The sequence below is a fragment of the Arthrobacter sp. MYb214 genome, from assembly GCF_002979865.1.
Lineage (GTDB): Bacteria > Actinomycetota > Actinomycetes > Actinomycetales > Micrococcaceae > Glutamicibacter.
On sequence record NZ_PCPZ01000001.1, the window covers coordinates 809,097 to 824,419 of the forward strand.

Annotated in this window: 18 protein-coding genes, 1 tRNA gene and 1 riboswitch; of the genes, 5 read left to right on the forward strand and 14 right to left on the reverse strand. The window is 60.2% G+C overall.

Translation table 11 applies throughout. From position 1 onward, the window contains the following. Positions 1-45 precede the first annotated feature (45 nt). A complete protein-coding gene (gene hisI, locus CQ012_RS03740; protein ID WP_105656852.1) occupies positions 46-447 on the reverse strand; it encodes a phosphoribosyl-AMP cyclohydrolase in 402 nt (133 codons plus the stop codon). Positions 448-581: 134 nt separating this feature from the next. Between hisI and CQ012_RS03745 the strand changes: the two genes are divergently transcribed. The 4 genes from CQ012_RS03745 to CQ012_RS17375 all read left to right on the forward strand — a co-directional run bounded on the left by CQ012_RS03745 (position 582) and on the right by CQ012_RS17375 (position 3,722). After that, on the forward strand, positions 582-1,223 hold the full coding sequence (locus CQ012_RS03745) for a TIGR03085 family metal-binding protein (RefSeq protein WP_286134102.1): 642 nt from the start codon (positions 582-584) through the stop codon (positions 1,221-1,223). A 102-nt stretch (positions 1,224-1,325) separates the two neighbouring features. Beyond that, positions 1,326-1,958 carry a hypothetical protein gene (locus CQ012_RS03750; protein WP_105661460.1) on the forward strand — a complete coding sequence of 211 codons (633 nt, stop codon included), beginning with the start codon at positions 1,326-1,328 and terminating at the stop codon, positions 1,956-1,958. Between the two features lie 229 nt (positions 1,959-2,187). Continuing rightward, positions 2,188-2,826, forward strand: a complete 639-nt coding sequence (locus CQ012_RS17370) for a DUF6318 family protein (protein ID WP_146112905.1) — start codon at positions 2,188-2,190, stop codon at positions 2,824-2,826. A 5-nt stretch (positions 2,827-2,831) separates the two neighbouring features. Continuing rightward, positions 2,832-3,722: a PKD domain-containing protein gene (locus CQ012_RS17375; protein WP_146112906.1), complete on the forward strand. Its 891-nt coding sequence runs from the start codon at positions 2,832-2,834 to the stop codon at positions 3,720-3,722. A gap of 54 nt (positions 3,723-3,776) precedes the next feature. On the opposite strand, the gene hisF is transcribed toward CQ012_RS17375, so the two are convergent. The 13 genes from hisF to CQ012_RS03815 form a co-directional block, all read right to left on the reverse strand. Beyond that, complete coding sequence (hisF, locus tag CQ012_RS03755) at positions 3,777-4,547, reverse strand: imidazole glycerol phosphate synthase subunit HisF (protein WP_105656715.1); 771 nt, start codon at positions 4,545-4,547, stop codon at positions 3,777-3,779. 21 nt (positions 4,548-4,568) lie between these two features. Next, on the reverse strand, positions 4,569-5,417 hold the full coding sequence (gene hisG, locus CQ012_RS03760; protein ID WP_105656716.1) for an ATP phosphoribosyltransferase: 849 nt from the start codon (positions 5,415-5,417) through the stop codon (positions 4,569-4,571). Positions 5,418-5,559: 142 nt separating this feature from the next. Then, a complete protein-coding gene (locus CQ012_RS03765; protein WP_038991810.1) occupies positions 5,560-5,823 on the reverse strand; it encodes a phosphoribosyl-ATP diphosphatase in 264 nt (87 codons plus the stop codon). 72 nt (positions 5,824-5,895) lie between these two features. Beyond that, positions 5,896-6,387, reverse strand: a complete 492-nt coding sequence (gene ribH / locus CQ012_RS03770; protein WP_105656717.1) for a 6,7-dimethyl-8-ribityllumazine synthase — start codon at positions 6,385-6,387, stop codon at positions 5,896-5,898. A 36-nt stretch (positions 6,388-6,423) separates the two neighbouring features. Further along, a complete protein-coding gene (ribB, locus tag CQ012_RS03775; RefSeq protein ID WP_105656718.1) occupies positions 6,424-7,671 on the reverse strand; it encodes a 3,4-dihydroxy-2-butanone-4-phosphate synthase in 1,248 nt (415 codons plus the stop codon). Next, entirely contained in the window at positions 7,671-8,294 is a 624-nt protein-coding gene (locus CQ012_RS03780; protein ID WP_105661461.1) for a riboflavin synthase, read from the reverse strand. Before CQ012_RS03780 ends, ribB begins: the two co-directional genes overlap by 1 nt. Before the next feature lie 34 nt (positions 8,295-8,328). After that, positions 8,329-9,369: a bifunctional diaminohydroxyphosphoribosylaminopyrimidine deaminase/5-amino-6-(5-phosphoribosylamino)uracil reductase RibD gene (ribD, locus tag CQ012_RS03785; protein ID WP_105661462.1), complete on the reverse strand. Its 1,041-nt coding sequence runs from the start codon at positions 9,367-9,369 to the stop codon at positions 8,329-8,331. 15 nt (positions 9,370-9,384) lie between these two features. Next, entirely contained in the window at positions 9,385-10,086 is a 702-nt protein-coding gene (gene pnuC, locus CQ012_RS03790) for a nicotinamide riboside transporter PnuC (RefSeq protein WP_105661574.1), read from the reverse strand. A gap of 115 nt (positions 10,087-10,201) precedes the next feature. Then, a riboswitch (FMN riboswitch) is annotated at positions 10,202-10,339 on the reverse strand. A gap of 41 nt (positions 10,340-10,380) precedes the next feature. After that, positions 10,381-11,043 carry a ribulose-phosphate 3-epimerase gene (gene rpe, locus CQ012_RS03795; protein WP_105661463.1) on the reverse strand — a complete coding sequence of 221 codons (663 nt, stop codon included), beginning with the start codon at positions 11,041-11,043 and terminating at the stop codon, positions 10,381-10,383. Between the two features lie 28 nt (positions 11,044-11,071). Then, positions 11,072-12,595, reverse strand: a complete 1,524-nt coding sequence (locus CQ012_RS03800) for an RsmB/NOP family class I SAM-dependent RNA methyltransferase (RefSeq protein WP_105656722.1) — start codon at positions 12,593-12,595, stop codon at positions 11,072-11,074. Further along, a complete protein-coding gene (gene fmt, locus CQ012_RS03805; RefSeq protein ID WP_105661464.1) occupies positions 12,592-13,524 on the reverse strand; it encodes a methionyl-tRNA formyltransferase in 933 nt (310 codons plus the stop codon). The genes CQ012_RS03800 and fmt overlap by 4 nt, the downstream gene beginning before the upstream one ends. Positions 13,525-13,527: 3 nt before the next feature. Further along, positions 13,528-14,091 (reverse strand): peptide deformylase, encoded by a 564-nt coding sequence (gene def / locus CQ012_RS03810; RefSeq protein ID WP_105656724.1) that lies wholly within the window; start codon positions 14,089-14,091, stop codon positions 13,528-13,530. A gap of 93 nt (positions 14,092-14,184) precedes the next feature. Further along, the gene (locus tag CQ012_RS03815; RefSeq protein ID WP_286134103.1) at positions 14,185-15,027 is read right to left on the reverse strand and encodes a PD-(D/E)XK nuclease family protein; all 843 of its coding nucleotides are present in this window, start codon (positions 15,025-15,027) and stop codon (positions 14,185-14,187) included. Between the two features lie 192 nt (positions 15,028-15,219). Between CQ012_RS03815 and CQ012_RS03820 the strand changes: the two genes are divergently transcribed. Then, positions 15,220-15,292: transfer RNA gene (locus CQ012_RS03820), tRNA-Gly, on the forward strand. Positions 15,293-15,323: the final 31 nt, after the last annotated feature.

The window sequence follows — 15,323 nt, forward strand, 5'->3', positions numbered from 1 at the left end:
CATTCCCGGCGCTAGCCAACCGCGTGTGCCGATGCTTCGAAAGTCCTACTCGGGGCGGTGGCCCACGACGGCCGGCAATTCACGATCGGTGAAGCAGGATTCGGTGCCGGTGTGGCAGGCGGCGCCTACCTGGTCGACCTGCACCAGCAGCGCGTCCCCATCGCAATCCAGGGCAACGGACTTCACGAACTGGAAGTGGCCGGAGGTGTCGCCCTTGCGCCAGTACTCCTGGCGGGAACGGGAGTAGAAGGTGACCCGACCAGTGGTCAACGTGCGGTGCAACGCTTCATCGTCCATCCAGCCGAGCATCAGCACTTTCCCGGAGTCGTACTGCTGCGCGATGGCAGCAAACAGGCCATTGGCATCTCGCTTGAGACGCCTGGCAATAGCCGGGTCGAGGCTATGGGATTCAGGGCTCGGATTCGAGCCGTCGTTAGAAGTAGACATCACCATTAGCATACTGGTTTTCCGCGGAATCCAGAGACCTGTGACGTACCGCTCGTCGACGCGCCACGCCGTCTTGGCGACACCACTTTCACCTTGCACAATTAGTCACTTGGAGCGTGCTAGTTTCAGAAGTGATGCACTTAGTTCAGGCTTCCAGACTTGCGTTGGCCGAGACCCTGCTTGCGGCAGGACCTACCGCCGACACCCTTTGCGACGGTTGGCAGACCCGCCATCTCGCCGCTCACCTTGTGTTGCGCGAAAGCTCACTGCTTTCTGCCGGCATGTTCTTCAAACCGCTGTCCAAGAAGCTCGAGGCGAAGCAGAACCAAATGGTGATCGCGGCGCAGACTCCCGAAGGCTATGCCGGGTTGGTCCGCAGCTTCCGATCGGGTCCACCCGCTTTCTCGCCCTTCGCCATCGACAAGGTCAACCAGTCGGCGAACCTCTCCGAGTTCTTCATCCACACCGAAGATGTGCGGCGTGCCCGCGGCCAGTGGGCTCCGCGGGTCCTGGACACCGAGTACACCGAACTGCTCTGGCAGTCGCTGACCCGCATGTCTCGCCTGCTGTTCCGCCATGCGCCAATTGGCATCATCCTGACGCGTCCCGATGGCCAGCGTCATGTCGCCAAGAAGGCTCCGAACGCTGTTTCGATTACCGGCCCGGTCACCGAGCTGATGATGTACTCGTTCGGCCGCATCGACCAGAGCCTGGTCTTGTTCGAAGGCGGGGAAACCGCATTGGAAATCGTCAAGGGCTTCAAGCCAGGGCTATAAAGCTCCCTTGGTTATCCACATTCGTGGGTGTGCCGTCCAAGTTCGCGTCGCACCGGCCTAGGATTTCGAGCAATCGATATCCAACAGGTCTGGAGCTTGGCCATGAACACGCGCAGAGTCCTTGAGCATTACCCCAGTGTCGCTATCGCCATCGTGCCCGCGTTCGTCTTGGTTGCCCTGGTATCAGCACTCTTCGTTTCAGTCGCTCCCGCCGATCCGGCGTCCTCGGCTTCATTGCCGACTTCTTCAAGTACCACGCAGGCACCTCCATCAAGCGAACTGGAGCTTCCGGAGTCGGCAGATATCACGTATGAAAAATCGGATTACGGAGTCCAGGACGCCGGAACGTACTTCTTCGACTTGCTCAATTATGAAATCATCTACCAGGACTCCGCCGATTTCACCCCGATAGTTACCGGAACATGCAAAGCGGAACAGTGCTGGAAGACCTTCCGCGAGCAAGAAGACCTCCGAACAGGTCCGGAATACATGCAAACCGGCGGCTACTACTTCCTGCACACGGACTATATCGTCCGGTTTGACGGTAATTCTGCTTATCTGATGGGCGAGCTGACCTTGTCTGAACGTTCGCTCCTTCGTCCCGATCAGGAAAACATCATTGTCGAAGAACAAAATCTGGGTGAAATCACCATGGGACTTGAATACACCGACAGCGGATGGAAAGTTTCTGCCATCGCGCTTGAGAGTCTCCCGAGTAAGGCACCGCTCAGCTAATTGAACGTGCCTGATTTCAGGCTAGGCGATTCCATGAGTCCTGAAATCAAACGTCGCCAGTCGCATCGTTTCACTCCAGACCGTCATCAAACGTGGTTACAGGTAATTGGGATTCGGGATTTAGCTGCCCTGAGTTTTCCACAGATTCCTCGAAAACTCTCCACTTTCTTGAAACACGGGCATAGGATGGCGCACAACCTGGCATTCCCAATGATCATGGAGAGTTCGAATGGACACTCGGAAAATTGCAGTTGTCGCGTCCGTTGCAGCTGTTGCACTCGCACTATCAGGTTGCAACGCAGGGAACGCTGAAGGGCCAACTGCATCACCGACTGAAGCCTCTAAGTCTTCTTCGGCGCCAGGTTCAACGTCGGCTCCGCCGTCGCCGAGCAATACGGAAAAATATGAACCAGCCACGGCAAAAGGTCCAGCGCAAAACGTCCCTGTTCCGAAAATGCCAGAGGCAGCCAAAGTGAAATCGAAGGAAGGCGCAGCCGAGTTCACCAGATATTACTTCGATCTCATCAATTACACTGCCGAAACAACGAAGACTGGGCCGATCAAGAACGTGACTTCTCGCAGTTGCAAGTTATGCGCCGAAGCGATTATCGACTCTGCTGACGAGAGTGCATCAGTCGGTGAATGGCAAGTCGGAGGCGAATATAAGGCATCAGTAATCGACTCTTACATTTCTGCACCAGGAAGGGCCATCGTCACCGCTAGATTCTCCGCAGAACCGTTCGATACTTACGTAGTGCCTGATTCTGTAGTTGCGGAATATTCAGAAGTAAAGTCTTCTTTATCAACTTTTCAATTGTCCTTTGACACCAAATGGACAGTTGAAGATTTACTCGTCGCAGAAGAGTAATTCTCATGCTTTATCTTCGCCTAGCAATGGCCTCACTCCTGCTCTTTTCTCCACTCAGTTCCGTTTCGCTAACGGAGCAACAATCGAATCTCGTACCTTGCAAAAAGAAAGAATCTCTCGGTCAAAAAGATGTAAATGTAAAGTGGTCATTCTGCCCCAAGAAGGATAGAGACGGAGGCTACCACAGAGAGGATCCGCCAATAACGGAAAAGCAAGAGAAACCGAAATATGATTTCCGTGACTTTGATTCATGCAGCCCTACAAATGATTCCTTCATGGGATGCCGATCGAATCCAGACCTAAAGGTTTGCGACGATGGATCTTATCCGATAATCCGCCAAATCTTGGTCTTGGAAGGGAATGATAAAGGCGGCATCCTGGATTCCTTCCGCGTTTGCCCAGAAGACCCCAAGGACGAAAGAATAGAAAGAATTAAAAAGGAATCAGTCAGCGTCTCGCTCGAACAATTCCGATCATTTCCAATCATCGCTTCGAACATCAGCAGTTCCCCGGCGAAATTTTCGTTGCGAAATGGTCATAGTCATCTTTGGGCAACTAGGGAAGTTCAATCTTTCGACTTGGAGATAGGACAAAGTTCGGTACGAATCAATGCGATACCGATTCAGTGGAACTGGAACTATGGGGATGGGACGACTCGAAATCTAAGTTTCCCTGGCGAACCGATGCCGCACCATACGCTGAGAGATAAAACCCCCACGAGTCACTCGTATGGAGAGACGGGAACTTTCAAGGTCGGGGTGACCACTCTCTACCGCGGAGAATTCAGCGTCGATGGTGGCGCGTGGCAAGCTATACCCGGCCAGGCTGCCGTCGCCAGCGTTCCTATTGAAATTGACGTCTGGCGGACCGAGAAGGAACTGATTGCCAACGATTAGCCGGGTACAGCTAAGGCCCAGCTCCATTTGGTGCTGGGCCTTCGGCTTACGTGCCTAGCGAACTGGGTAGCCAGCTTCGCGGATGGCCTGTTTGACCTTGGCGATCATGTCCTTCGGACCGAAGTGGAAAATCGAGGCGGCCAAAACAGCGTCGGCGCCTGCTTCGATTGCTGGAGGGAAGTCCTCAGGCTTTCCTGCACCACCCGATGCGATCAGCGGGACCGAGACCTCGGCGCGAACTGCACGGATCATTTCCAGATCGAAACCATCCTTGGTGCCATCAGCATCGATCGAGTTCAGCAGGATCTCCCCCACGCCTCGTTCAGCCGCTTCCTTGGCCCAAGCTACGGCGCACATGCCCGTGCCGGTCCGACCACCATGAGTAGTAACCTCGTAGCCCGATGCAATCGTCGGATCATCTGTGCGTCGGGCGTCGAGCGACAGCACGAGTACCTGGGAGCCGAAGCGCTGGGTAATCTCGTTGATGACCTCAGGACGGTTCACCGCCGCGGTATTGATCGAGGCCTTGTCGGCGCCGTTGCGCAGCAGGCGATCGACGTCTTCGGCAGCGCGGACGCCTCCGCCTACGGTCAGCGGGATGAAAACTTCTTCTGCGGTATGGCGAACGACCTCATAAGTAGTTTCACGATCCGCGCTGGATGCGGTGACATCCAAGAAGGTCAACTCGTCGGCACCTGCATCATTGTAGCGACGGGCAAGCTCAACGGGATCGCCAGCATCGCGAAGCCCCGCAAAGTTCACGCCCTTCACAACACGTCCGGCGTCAACGTCGAGGCAAGGAATAACACGAATTGCAACGCTCATCAGCGAATTTTCCTTGTCTACTTAGATGCGGCAGGCGTGGATCTGGCTGACCAAGATGGCGCGGGCGCCAACTTCGTACAGCTCGTCCATGATGTTATTGGTCTGCGACTTCTTGACCATGGCGCGCACGGCCACCCAATCGGAGTTTGCAAGGTCCGACACGGTTGGCGATTCCAGGCCAGGGGTCAGCTCGCAAGCCTGGTCGGCAAGCTCGCGGCGGACGTCGTAGTCGAGCATGACGTACTGGCGGGCAACGAGCACACCGTTCAGGCGGCGGATCAGTACGTCCAAGCCGGATGGCTTGTGGCCGACACGGCCGATCATGACTGCTTCGGAGTTCAGCAGCGGATCGCCGAAGATCTCCATGCCAGCGGCCTTGATGGTATTGCCGGTTTCTACAACGTCAGCGATGGCATCGGCCACGCCCAGCCGGACCGAGGATTCGATGGCACCGTCAAGGCGCACGATCGAAGCCTGGATGCCGGACTTTTCGAGGTAGTGGCGCAGCAGCACGTCATAGCTGGTGGCAATGCGCTTGCCATTGAGCTGCTGTGCATCGTTGAAGGCGCCAACCGGGGCAGCGAAGCGGAAAGCCGATTTCCCGATGCCTAGCGAGAGCTGCTCTTCGACAGCGTCGTCGACATCTGCGTCAAGGTACAGATCGCGACCGGTGATGCCTACGTCCAGGATTCCCCGGCCGACATAGACTGCGATGTCGCGCGGACGCAGGTAGAAGAATTCAACTTGGTTTTCCTCATCGACCAGGACCAGTTCGCGGGAATCGCGGCGCTGGAGGTAGCCGGCTTCCTTGAACATGGTGGAAGCGATTTCGGATAGGGCACCCTTATTGGGTAGGGCTACGCGGAGCATTATTGACTCATTTCGTCATGAATGGCGCTGCGGCGATTAGCCATAAACAAGCGCCAAGGATTAATTCGTTGGCCGTTGTTTCTGCCGCCGTGCGTTGACTGCGCCCTGATCGGCAGTGGATCAGGCCGCAATCGCGCGACGGCTATAGATGCTTGTAAACGTCGGCCAAGGTCATTCCCTTGGCGATCATGAGGACCTGAAGGTGGTACAGCAGCTGGGAGATCTCCTCCGCCGCGGCCTCATCGGTTTCGTACTCCGCAGCCATCCAAACTTCGGCGGCTTCCTCGACGATCTTCTTGCCGATGCCATGGACACCAGAGTCGAGTTCGGTGACGGTACGTGAGCCTTCCGGGCGGGATTGTGCCTTGAGCGATAGTTCGCTGAAGAGCTCGTCAAAAGTTTTCACGGAACTTATCCTAGCTGTTTTCTCTGCAGGGGCTGCATTCTGGTGGCCCTTTGTGACAGGGCCACCCGAATGCTATGGCAGTGCGGCTACCGTCATGACGGCAGCCGAGTAGGCTTCATAGCCTTTGTCCTCGCTGGAGTTTTCCAAGCCAGCGCGGTCAAGGGCCTGCTCTTCGTTATCGCAGGTGAGCACGCCAAAACCGATTGGTGTTTTGGTGTCCACGCTCACATTGGTTAAGCCATTGGTCGCGGCCAAGCAGACGTAGTCAAAGTGCGGGGTACCGCCACGGATGACCACGCCCAGCGCGATGACCGCATCGTAGTCGCCGGCAAGAGTGGAGGCAGCGACCGGCAATTCGAAGGTGCCCGGTACGCGGATCAGGGTGGTGCTCGATTCCAGACCGGCATCCTTGGCGGCGCGCTCGGCGCCGTCAATCAGTCCGTTCATGATCACCTCGTGCCAGCTCGCGGCCACGATGGCCACCTTGAGCTGTGAGAACTTCTCCTGAACGGCCAGGGCCTTCAGCTGTTCGCTGACATCGGCAGGTGCGCCATGCTTGCTCATCTTGATGCTCCTTCTATTCTTCTGGATTCGTGGGGTTCAGGCGCCGTGGTAGGCGTCGGCCTGCTGGTCATCGTCGGCGTCGGGCAGATCCAGGTGGTGGCCGAAGCGCGTCTGCTTGGTGCGCAGGTAGGCCGAGTTCTGCTCACGCGGTGCAATCTGCAGGCCGATCAGCTCTGCTACCTTGATTCCCGCGTCATTCAGCTGTTCCTGCTTGTCCGGGTTGTTGCTCAGCAATCGGATTTCGTCCATGCCCATGGCCTTGAGGATGGCAGCGACGGCGAAGTACTCGCGTGCGTCGGCAGGGAAGCCCAGATGCAGGTTGGCGTCCAGGGTATCCATGCCGCCTTCCTGCAGGGCGTAGGCGCGCAGCTTGTTGGCCAGGCCGATGCCGCGGCCTTCGTGCCCGCGGATGTAGATGACGTGACCGCCTTCGCGGGCGATGGTTTCCATCGAAGCATGCAGCTGTTCGCCGCAGTCGCACCGGTAGGAACCGAAAATGTCCCCGGTGAGGCACTCCGAATGGATGCGCACCAGGTTGCCGGGCTTAGCGCCGTCGGGGCCGGCGTGGCTGAGCACGACGTGCTCGTGGCCTTCTGCGGTAGCAGCGCGGGCGGTGAAGTCCCCGAAGGCGGTGGGCAGCTTGATCGGATCGGTCAGCTCGATCTCGTCGTTGACACGGCGCCAGCGGGCCAGGTCGTCGATGGAGATCAGCGGCAAGTTGTGTTCAGCTGCGAAGACGCGCAGGTCATCCAGGCGCATCATTTCACCGTCGTCCTTGGTGATTTCGCCGATCACCCCAACCGGTTCCAAGCCGGCGGCTTGGCACAGGTCGACCGCCGCTTCGGTGTGCCCGCGACGTTCCAGCACTCCCCCGGCCGCAGCTCGCAGCGGGAAGATATGGCCCGGGCGGGAGAGCTGGGCCGGTTCGGTGGCCGGGTCGGCCAGCAGTCGGCTGGTCAGCGCACGATCGGCAGCGGAAATACCGGTGGTGATCCCTTCGGCGGCGTCGCAGGTGACGGTGAAGGCAGTGCCCTTGGCATCCTGGTTGATGCCGACCATCGGGGCCAGGCGCAGCGCGTCGGCCCGCTTGGCGCCCAAGGGCACGCAAATCACCCCTGAGGTGTAGCGGATGGTGAAGGCCATCAGCTCGGCCGTAGCGTGCTGGGCGGCGAAGATGATGTCGCCCTCGTTTTCCCGGTCCTCGTCGTCGACGACCACTACGGCTCGGCCGGCGGCCAGGGCTGCCAGCGCGGTAGGGATGGAATCCAAAGTCGAGGTGCCCATTACTGCTGGCCTCCGAATTCATTCAGGCGTGCCACGTACTTGGCGAGCACGTCGACCTCGATATTGATCTTCTCGCCCACTTGGCGGGTGCCCATGGTGGTCTCGGCGAGGGTGATCGGGATGATGCCGACCTCGACCCAGTGCCCACCGGAATTCGTTGCCGGGGAGACTGCGGTAATGGTCAGCGAGATGCCGTCCAGCGCAATGGAACCCTTTTCCGCGGTCAGCGGCGCGTAAGCAGCGTCGATTCCAATGCGGAAGGTGGTCCACTGGCCGTGGTCTTCGCGGGCCAGCACCTCGCCGACGGAGTCTACGTGGCCCTGCACCACATGCCCATCGAGCCGGCCTCCGGCGGGGGTGCAGCGTTCGAGGTTGACCTGGTCGCCGGTTTTCAAGGCGCCGATGGTGGTGCGGCGCAGGGTTTCGCCCATGACGTCGACGCTGAGCGTGTCGCCTTCCAGCTCGGTGGCGGTCAGGCAGACCCCGTTGACGGCAAGAGAACCGCCAAGGCCCAGGTTTTCGGTGTGGCCCGGGGCACGCAGGGTCAGTACTGCCAGATCCTTGCCGCTGAAGGTCTCGATGCCTTCTATGACTCCCTGGCCGGTGACAATTCCGGTGAACATGATTACTCCTTGAAAAGTTTGGGGTTGCTGGCGCTTAGGCGCGGGGCAACGGTTCTAGATGCAGGGCAATATCATCGCCCAGCCGGGTCAACGATTCGTTGCTGGCCGAATCCAGCCGGAAACGCTGCGCGTCACTGAGTGTGGTGGTGCTTGGCATGTTGACCGATGAGCTGCCTGCGCCGATCAGCACTGGTGCTTGGTAGCAGTAGATTTCGTCGGCCAGATCTGCTGCGATGAAGGCCGAGGCGACCGTGGCGCCACCTTCAATCAGCAGGTGGGCCAGGCCCAACTCGTTAGCCCGGGCGATGGCCTCTTGCACGTCGTGGCTGCGGATCTGCGACCAATCGCTTCCCTGGGCGAGTGCCAGATCTGCTGGCAAATCGCGTTCGCCCATGACCAGGCGGAAGGGCTGGCGTTCATGCAGCTGCCCCTCGGGAGTGCGGGCGGTCAGCCGCGGATTGTCGATGATCGCCGTGTTCGTGCCGACCAGGATGCCATCCACGCGGGAGCGCAGGGTGTGCGCGTGGTTGCGCGAGGCCTCGGAGGTGATCCATTGGCTCGTGCCATCCGGTGCGTTGATCCGGCCGTCGAGCGACTGGGCAATTTTTACCGTGATGAACGGTCGGACTTCGGCCTTGGCGATGAACCAGCGGTGGTTCAGCTGCTTCGCCGCGGAGAAATCCTCCAGCTGGGTGGCTTGGGTTCCGTGGCTGCGCAGGTAGTCGGCACCTCCGCTGGCGGCGGTGTTATCCGAGACTGCGTAGTACACCTGCCCGATGCCGGCTTCCACGATGGCTCGGGCACAGGGACCTGTGCGACCGGTGTGGTTGCACGGTTCGAGGGTCACTACCATCGTTAGTTCGCGGGCCTTGGCAGGAGGCATCTTGCCCAGGCGCCGCAGTGCGTCGACCTCGGCGTGCGGATGCCCCGCCCCGATATGAAAACCGGTGGCGATGATATTTCCCTCGGCATCCAGGACGCAGGCGCCGACCAGCGGGTTGGCCCCGCGGTGGCCGCGTCCGGCGGTTTCCAGCGCGGTGCGCAATGCGGCGTCGAGCTGCTGGGTCGTAATCATGGTGCTGCTCCCCTTTCAGCGTTGGCGCGAGATGGTTGGATCGAGCATTTCGGTTTCAATCTGGGGTTTCGCGTCGCGCTTGGACTTGGCCCAGACGAAGAAGCCGACCAGGGTGAATGCCCCGTAGAACAGGTACATGAACGCGCTGGCGTAGTAGCCGGCGGAGAACAGCAGCGGCACGCCTACGGCGTCGACGGCGACCCAGATCAGCCAGAATTCGACCCAGCCCTTGGCCATGCCGTACGTGGCGAGCATCGAGCCAACGAAGGTCCACGCATCAGCCCAGACAGGTTCATAGGAGCCGAGGAGGCGGAAGATCGGTGTCACTGCGAGGGTACCGAGGATCAGCACGGCGATCAGGCCCAGGCGAGCCTTGTTGGAAGCCCATTCAGGGGTGACGGCGCTACCGGTGCCGTTCTTGGCCTGCTTCCAGCGGTACCAGCCGAAGACCGAGACGGCGATGAACATGATCTGCCGGCCGGCTTGGCCCCAGAGGTTGGCAGTGTATCCGGTATCGAAAATGCTGCCCAGGAACACCGTCAGCAGCAACAGGTTGCCGACGATTCCGATAGGCCAGGCCCAGACTTTGCGGCGCATGCCGCCCACGGCGCTGGCCAGGCCGAAGATATTGCCTACGACTTCGCGCACCAAAAGTGCCGACGAGCCGATCGCAATTTGTGAGTTGAAAGCTTCAATGAGCCACCGCAGGAAATCCATCATTCCACCCTTCTCGAAGCGGCGGCTCCGGGGGTGTGCATTTGATGGGCCTGTGGCTCTGCTTTAAGAGATAGACCCGGTGCGGGCTATCGGCAGTACCAGTAGGCATATCAAATTCGTGCTTCTCCCATCCAGACTTTAACTGTCGGTACCGGAATTTCACCAGTTCAACCGTTCCCTCAGCTTGTGGCTTTGGTTGCGGGTCGCGGACTATCACCGCCGGTTCGGACTTTCACCGACCCCGGAGCACGTATTCGTGTTTACTGGGTTTATTCTGACACACTTTGTGCGCCGCTAGTGACCGCCCAGCGCAAGATTGCGTAATACATCGATTTCCACCGATGGCTCCTGGGCCGAGTACACCGCGGAACCGGCGACGAAGACATCCGCACCGGCTTCGGCGGCGCGCAGGATCGTGTCGCGTGAAATGCCGCCGTCAACCTGCAGCGCAATCGGCTTGCCGCTGCCGTCAATGGCAGCCCGGGCACGCTTGATCTTGGGAAGGACGAGATCCAGGAACTTCTGGCCGCCGAAACCTGGTTCCACGGTCATCAGCAGAACCATGTCCAGCTCGCCGAGCATGTCCAGGTAGGGTTCGATCGGCGTGGCCGGGCGCAAGGCCATGGCGGCCCTGGACCCGGCGGAACGCAATTCACGAGCCAAGCGGACAGGAGCTGCCGAAGCCTCGGCGTGGAAAGTTACCGAATCCACGCCGAGCTGCGCGTATTCCGGGGCCCAGCGATCCGCGTTCTCAATCATCAGGTGCACATCGATCGGCAGCTTGCTGACCTTGTGCAGCGCATCAACCACGGGCAAGCCCAAGGTCAGATTGGGAACGAAATGGTTGTCCATGACATCCACGTGGACCGCGTCGGCAGTGTGGATGCGGTCCAGCTCGCTAGCGAGGTTCGCAAAATCGGCGGACAGGATCGACGGGTTGATCCGCGCATTACGCATGGATGCTCCTTGGAATACTCGGGCTTGGCTAGGCTTTTTTGGTCAGGATTGCCATGAACATGGCGTCGGTGCCGTGCACGTGCGGCCACAGCTGCACGGTGCTCCCATCGCCCAGTGCATGGCCTGCCGATGGCGCGTCCTGATACATCACCGAGGAAACCGCGGCGCTGGTATCCAGCAGTGCCGCGTTTTCGTGGTGCTTCAAGAAGTCTTCCACAACCAGGCGGGTTTCGGCCTGATGCGGCGAACAGGTGACGAAGCCGATGACGCCGCCGACGCGGACCGCGTTGAAGGCTGCAGCGAGCAGCTCGCCTTGCAACTTGGTCAGTTCCGGAATGTCGCGCGGGGCTTTGCGCCAACGCGATTCCGGGCGGCGGCGCAATGCGCCCAAGCCGGAGCAAGGGGCATCGACCATGATGCGATCGTAGTCCCCTGCATAGTCCAGACCGCCGAAGCTGCGTCCGTCGTCACCGGTGACCATCCAGTAGTCATGCGGCACCGCAGCCAACGAGTTCTCGACCAGGCGAGCGCGGTGCGGTGTTGGCTCGTTGGCAGTCAGGCGGGCGTCGCGCTGCACGGCGATCGCTGCGAGCAGCGCCGCCTTTCCGCCTGGACCTGCGCAAAGATCCAGCCAGTAGCGGTCCTCGCCAGCTTCGGGCAATTCGATAGTAGCCAGGGCGCGGGCCATGACCTGGCTGCCGGCATCCTGGACACGCACGGTGCCTTCCTTGACCCCTGGCACACGCGAGACGTCGCCGTGCTTGTAGGTGGCCGAATCAGCCAGCAAGGTGCCCGGTTCCGCCCCGGATTCCAGGGCGCCGGACAGATCGCCCAGCCCTGGCAGGGACACCAGGTTCACCAGCGGCGCCAGGTTATCCGCTTCCAGCAGGGCTTCAAGTTCGCTGGCGTCGCGGCCATGGGAAATCAGCGCGCCGCGCAAGGCACGGACAATCCAGTCCGGGTGCGAGTGCTCGATGGCCAGCCGCTCGGACTCCGAAGCGGCAGCATTGGCCAGCAGTTCGGTCCATTCGTCGGCTTCCTTGGCCGAAACGCGCCGCAGTACGGCGTTGATCAGGCCGGACGGACCGGCACCGATCTGCGCACGAGCCAGCGACACGGTTTCATCCAGGGCGGCATGCTTTGGCACACGCATGGCCAGCAGCTGGTGGGCGCCCAGGCGCAGGGCATCGAGGATGGCCGGATCCAGCTCGGCCAGCGGACGGTCAACCAGGGTGGTCAGGATCGCGTCGTAGAACCCCTGGCCGCGCAGTGCCCCGTAGGCCAGTTCAGTGGCGAAGCCCGCGTCGCGGCGGTCAAGCTGGTATTCGCGGATCATCTTCGGCAGCACCAGGTTGGCGTAGGCATCCGCGCCGGATACCTCACGCAGGGTCTTGAAAGCTACCAGGCGTGCCGGGTCGGCCGCGCGCTTTCGCTGGCCGGGTGCGGATGCCGAATACTTGCGCGGGCCGGCCTGGCCGCGGTTGCGGGTACGGCCCTGCTCATTGCGGCGATCATTGTCGCGGTATCCGCCGCGTGGTTCCTGTCCGCTCATGCGAAGCTCACTTTCGTTCCCTGGGTGAGCACTCCACGTGCCCAGTCGCTGGCGTTCATCATTTTCTTGCCCGGAGGCTGGATTTCGGTGGGCTGCAGGGCCCAGGTGGCGGTGCCGATGTATACCTTCGGCTGCTTGCCTGGCTCGATGCGCACTTCGCCTGGAGCAAGGTCGGCGATCTCGCGGTGCTCACGCAGTGGACCGAATTTGAAGCGCTTGTCTTCGGCCTTGACCCAGGCGCCCGGGGACGGGGTGGTTCCGTGGGCGCGCCGACGGATTTCCGTGGCGGTCCGGGTGAAGTCCAGCTCCGCATCCACGTCGGTAATCTTCGGTGCGTAGGTGTGCGATCCGGACTGCGGAATGGCAATGGCCTGCCCGGAATCCAGAGCTTGCAAGGTCTGCACCAGCAGGTTCGAGCCGGACCGGCTGAGCCGTTCGAGCATGATGCCTGCGGTGTCCAGTTCACCAATTCTCTCGGTGAACTGTCCGAATACCGGACCTGTGTCCAGTCCGGTTTCCAGCTGGAAGGTGACTGCACCGGTGATGTCATCGCCGTTGATAATGGAATGCTGCACCGGAGCGGCACCCCGCCAGTGCGGCAGCAAGGAGAAGTGCAGGTTGATCCAGCCATAGGTTGGAACTGCCAATGCCGCCTCCGGCACTAGCCCTCCATAGGCGACGATGGCCGCGGCTTCAAGGTCCAAGGCCGCAAGTTCGGCGGTAGTTTCTTCGGTGATCTTGGCAGCCTTAATGATCGGCAGGCCAAGTTCTGCGGCGCGAGCGGCAACCGGCGATGGGGTCAGCACGCGTTTACGTCCCAACGGGGCATCGGGACGGGTGAGCACTGCGGCAATTTCAAAACCGGCCTCGTGCAGGTAATCCAGGGAAGTGACGGCGACCTGTGGTGTGCCGGCGAATAAAATACGCATGAGTTAGAACCCCAATCCTGCGCCAAAGCTGGAGCCCAGGGCTCCGGAACGTTTCTTTACGGTGGCGTTAGCGGTCTGCGAGTAGTTGTTGGCCCGCAAGGTGCGCCACGCCGCTTTCTTTTCTTCTGGTGCCAGCCGGTCCAGGAACAAGATGCCGTCCAGGTGATCGGTTTCGTGCTGGAAGCAGCGGGCGAGCATGTCGGCGCCTTCGAGTTCTACCGGGTTGCCGAACTTATCGAAGCCGGCGGCCCTGGCATAGCGCCGGCGCCGAACTGGTGCTGCAATGCCCGGGATGGACAGGCAGCCCTCCACCTGGTCTTCCTGGTAATCCTCGCTGAGCTCCAGCACCGGATTCACGATATGTCCGCGTTTTTCGCCAATTTGGTAGGTGAAGACGCGCAGGGAAACACCGACCTGCGGTGCGGCAAGTCCTGCACCGGTGACGTTTTCCATCGTCTGGTCCATGTCTTCGACGAGCTTCTGGAGCTCCGGGCCAAAGTCGGTCACCTCCTGCGCTGGGGTGCGTAGAACGGGGTCTCCGATGATCCGAATTCCCAAAATCGCCATAATCCGCTGATACCTTCCCTGCCGTGGACATTGGTATTAGGTTTCGCAATGCCGAAAGCTAACCGTTCCAGTCTACGCGGTGGGCGTGCGACTTTATTGAGCTGGCGGCGTGATTTCGGCCAGTGAGGCACGCGACTGCGCGATCCTGAATGAGGCTTCCCAATTCCGGCGCAAGGCATAGAACTTGGACCAGTAGTCGGGCAAAGCTGGAGGCGGGGCCATGAAGGTGCGCGCCCCGGTCTCGCCCAGGGCTACGGCGAGCAGCATGGCATCGGTCCCGTGCTCCCACTCTTCCCACGTGCCTTGTTCGGCATCGACGACTTGCTCTTCGGCTTTGCATGCGGCCGCGAGCTGCATGATCACCTTGTCGTCAGGACGCTTGACGAAGCCGTCGCGGTCGGTGTTTTTGGTCTTGTAGTCAACGAGACAGGTTCGACCGCCGATCTTGGCGACCAGGTCGATGGTGCCGGCGTAGCCGACGCTGTGATTCCAAACCGTCACCTCGGCGGCAAGGGGCCGGACATCGTAGTCTTCCCACCATTGGTCGAAGTGGCGTGCGAAGCCCAGCTCCTTATTCGCTTCGAGCGCGGCTTGGGCTGAGCCTAGGTCATGTTCCAGATCCAGCGCTTGCAGGGCGCGCTGCTCCGCGTAGTTATGCACCCGGTCCCCGCGCATGGCCGCGGAATCCCGATAAGCTTCGGCCGCACCGGCTGCATCTCGCACGAGTGAGCGCAATTGGCGCGGGTCCCCCACCGCTTGCACCAGCCGATGATCATCGGAAAGCGACTTGGCCGCCATGTACCCGGCCCAGCCGGAGAGGTCGAGCTTGTCCATGCCAATGACTGTGGTGATGGATGGGACAATCGCTTCCCCGCCGACTTTTCGGCTGTACATGCGGCCCAGGTCTGTTTGAATAGCCAGTTTTGGTGACGTCATGCACACGATCATGGCATGCGCTCGGCTTGCTTCGCTCCTAGTCGAGACGGAAAAATCAATTTTCCGCGTAGTTCCGCGGTTTTTAGGCCATGTGAACCAGATCTCAGCGTCTCGATTTGTGGGGATGCGAAAACTCGTATAGAGTTTTTACTCGTTGGAGCGAACGGAAACGTTCACAAAACAACACATTTTGCGGACATAGCTCAGCTGGTAGAGCGCAACCTTGCCAAGGTTGAGGTCGCGAGTTCGAACCTCGTTGTCCGCTCGCAAAAAGATTCACCGACTAGGTAAAACTA

What these genes read in the sequence shown, in the direction of transcription:
- fmt (WP_105661464.1), bottom strand. Translation starts at nt 13,524, where the DNA reads ATGCGTATTTTATTCGCCGGCACACCACAGGTCGCCGTCACTTCCCTG.
- pnuC (WP_105661574.1), bottom strand. Translation starts at nt 10,086, where the DNA reads ATGGATTTCCTGCGGTGGCTCATTGAAGCTTTCAACTCACAAATTGCG.
- ribH (WP_105656717.1), bottom strand. Translation starts at nt 6,387, where the DNA reads ATGAGCAAGCATGGCGCACCTGCCGATGTCAGCGAACAGCTGAAGGCC.
- CQ012_RS03780 (WP_105661461.1), bottom strand. Translation starts at nt 8,294, where the DNA reads ATGTTCACCGGAATTGTCACCGGCCAGGGAGTCATAGAAGGCATCGAG.
- CQ012_RS03800 (WP_105656722.1), bottom strand. Translation starts at nt 12,595, where the DNA reads ATGAGCGGACAGGAACCACGCGGCGGATACCGCGACAATGATCGCCGC.
- ribB (WP_105656718.1), bottom strand. Translation starts at nt 7,671, where the DNA reads ATGGGCACCTCGACTTTGGATTCCATCCCTACCGCGCTGGCAGCCCTG.
- rpe (WP_105661463.1), bottom strand. Translation starts at nt 11,043, where the DNA reads ATGCGTAATGCGCGGATCAACCCGTCGATCCTGTCCGCCGATTTTGCG.
- hisI (WP_105656852.1), bottom strand. Translation starts at nt 447, where the DNA reads ATGTCTACTTCTAACGACGGCTCGAATCCGAGCCCTGAATCCCATAGC.
- CQ012_RS03750 (WP_105661460.1), top strand. Translation starts at nt 1,326, where the DNA reads ATGAACACGCGCAGAGTCCTTGAGCATTACCCCAGTGTCGCTATCGCC.
- CQ012_RS17375 (WP_146112906.1), top strand. Translation starts at nt 2,832, where the DNA reads ATGCTTTATCTTCGCCTAGCAATGGCCTCACTCCTGCTCTTTTCTCCA.
- ribD (WP_105661462.1), bottom strand. Translation starts at nt 9,369, where the DNA reads ATGATTACGACCCAGCAGCTCGACGCCGCATTGCGCACCGCGCTGGAA.
- CQ012_RS17370 (WP_146112905.1), top strand. Translation starts at nt 2,188, where the DNA reads ATGGACACTCGGAAAATTGCAGTTGTCGCGTCCGTTGCAGCTGTTGCA.
- CQ012_RS03745 (WP_286134102.1), top strand. Translation starts at nt 582, where the DNA reads ATGCACTTAGTTCAGGCTTCCAGACTTGCGTTGGCCGAGACCCTGCTT.
- hisG (WP_105656716.1), bottom strand. Translation starts at nt 5,417, where the DNA reads ATGCTCCGCGTAGCCCTACCCAATAAGGGTGCCCTATCCGAAATCGCT.
- hisF (WP_105656715.1), bottom strand. Translation starts at nt 4,547, where the DNA reads ATGAGCGTTGCAATTCGTGTTATTCCTTGCCTCGACGTTGACGCCGGA.
- def (WP_105656724.1), bottom strand. Translation starts at nt 14,091, where the DNA reads ATGGCGATTTTGGGAATTCGGATCATCGGAGACCCCGTTCTACGCACC.
- CQ012_RS03815 (WP_286134103.1), bottom strand. Translation starts at nt 15,027, where the DNA reads ATGACGTCACCAAAACTGGCTATTCAAACAGACCTGGGCCGCATGTAC.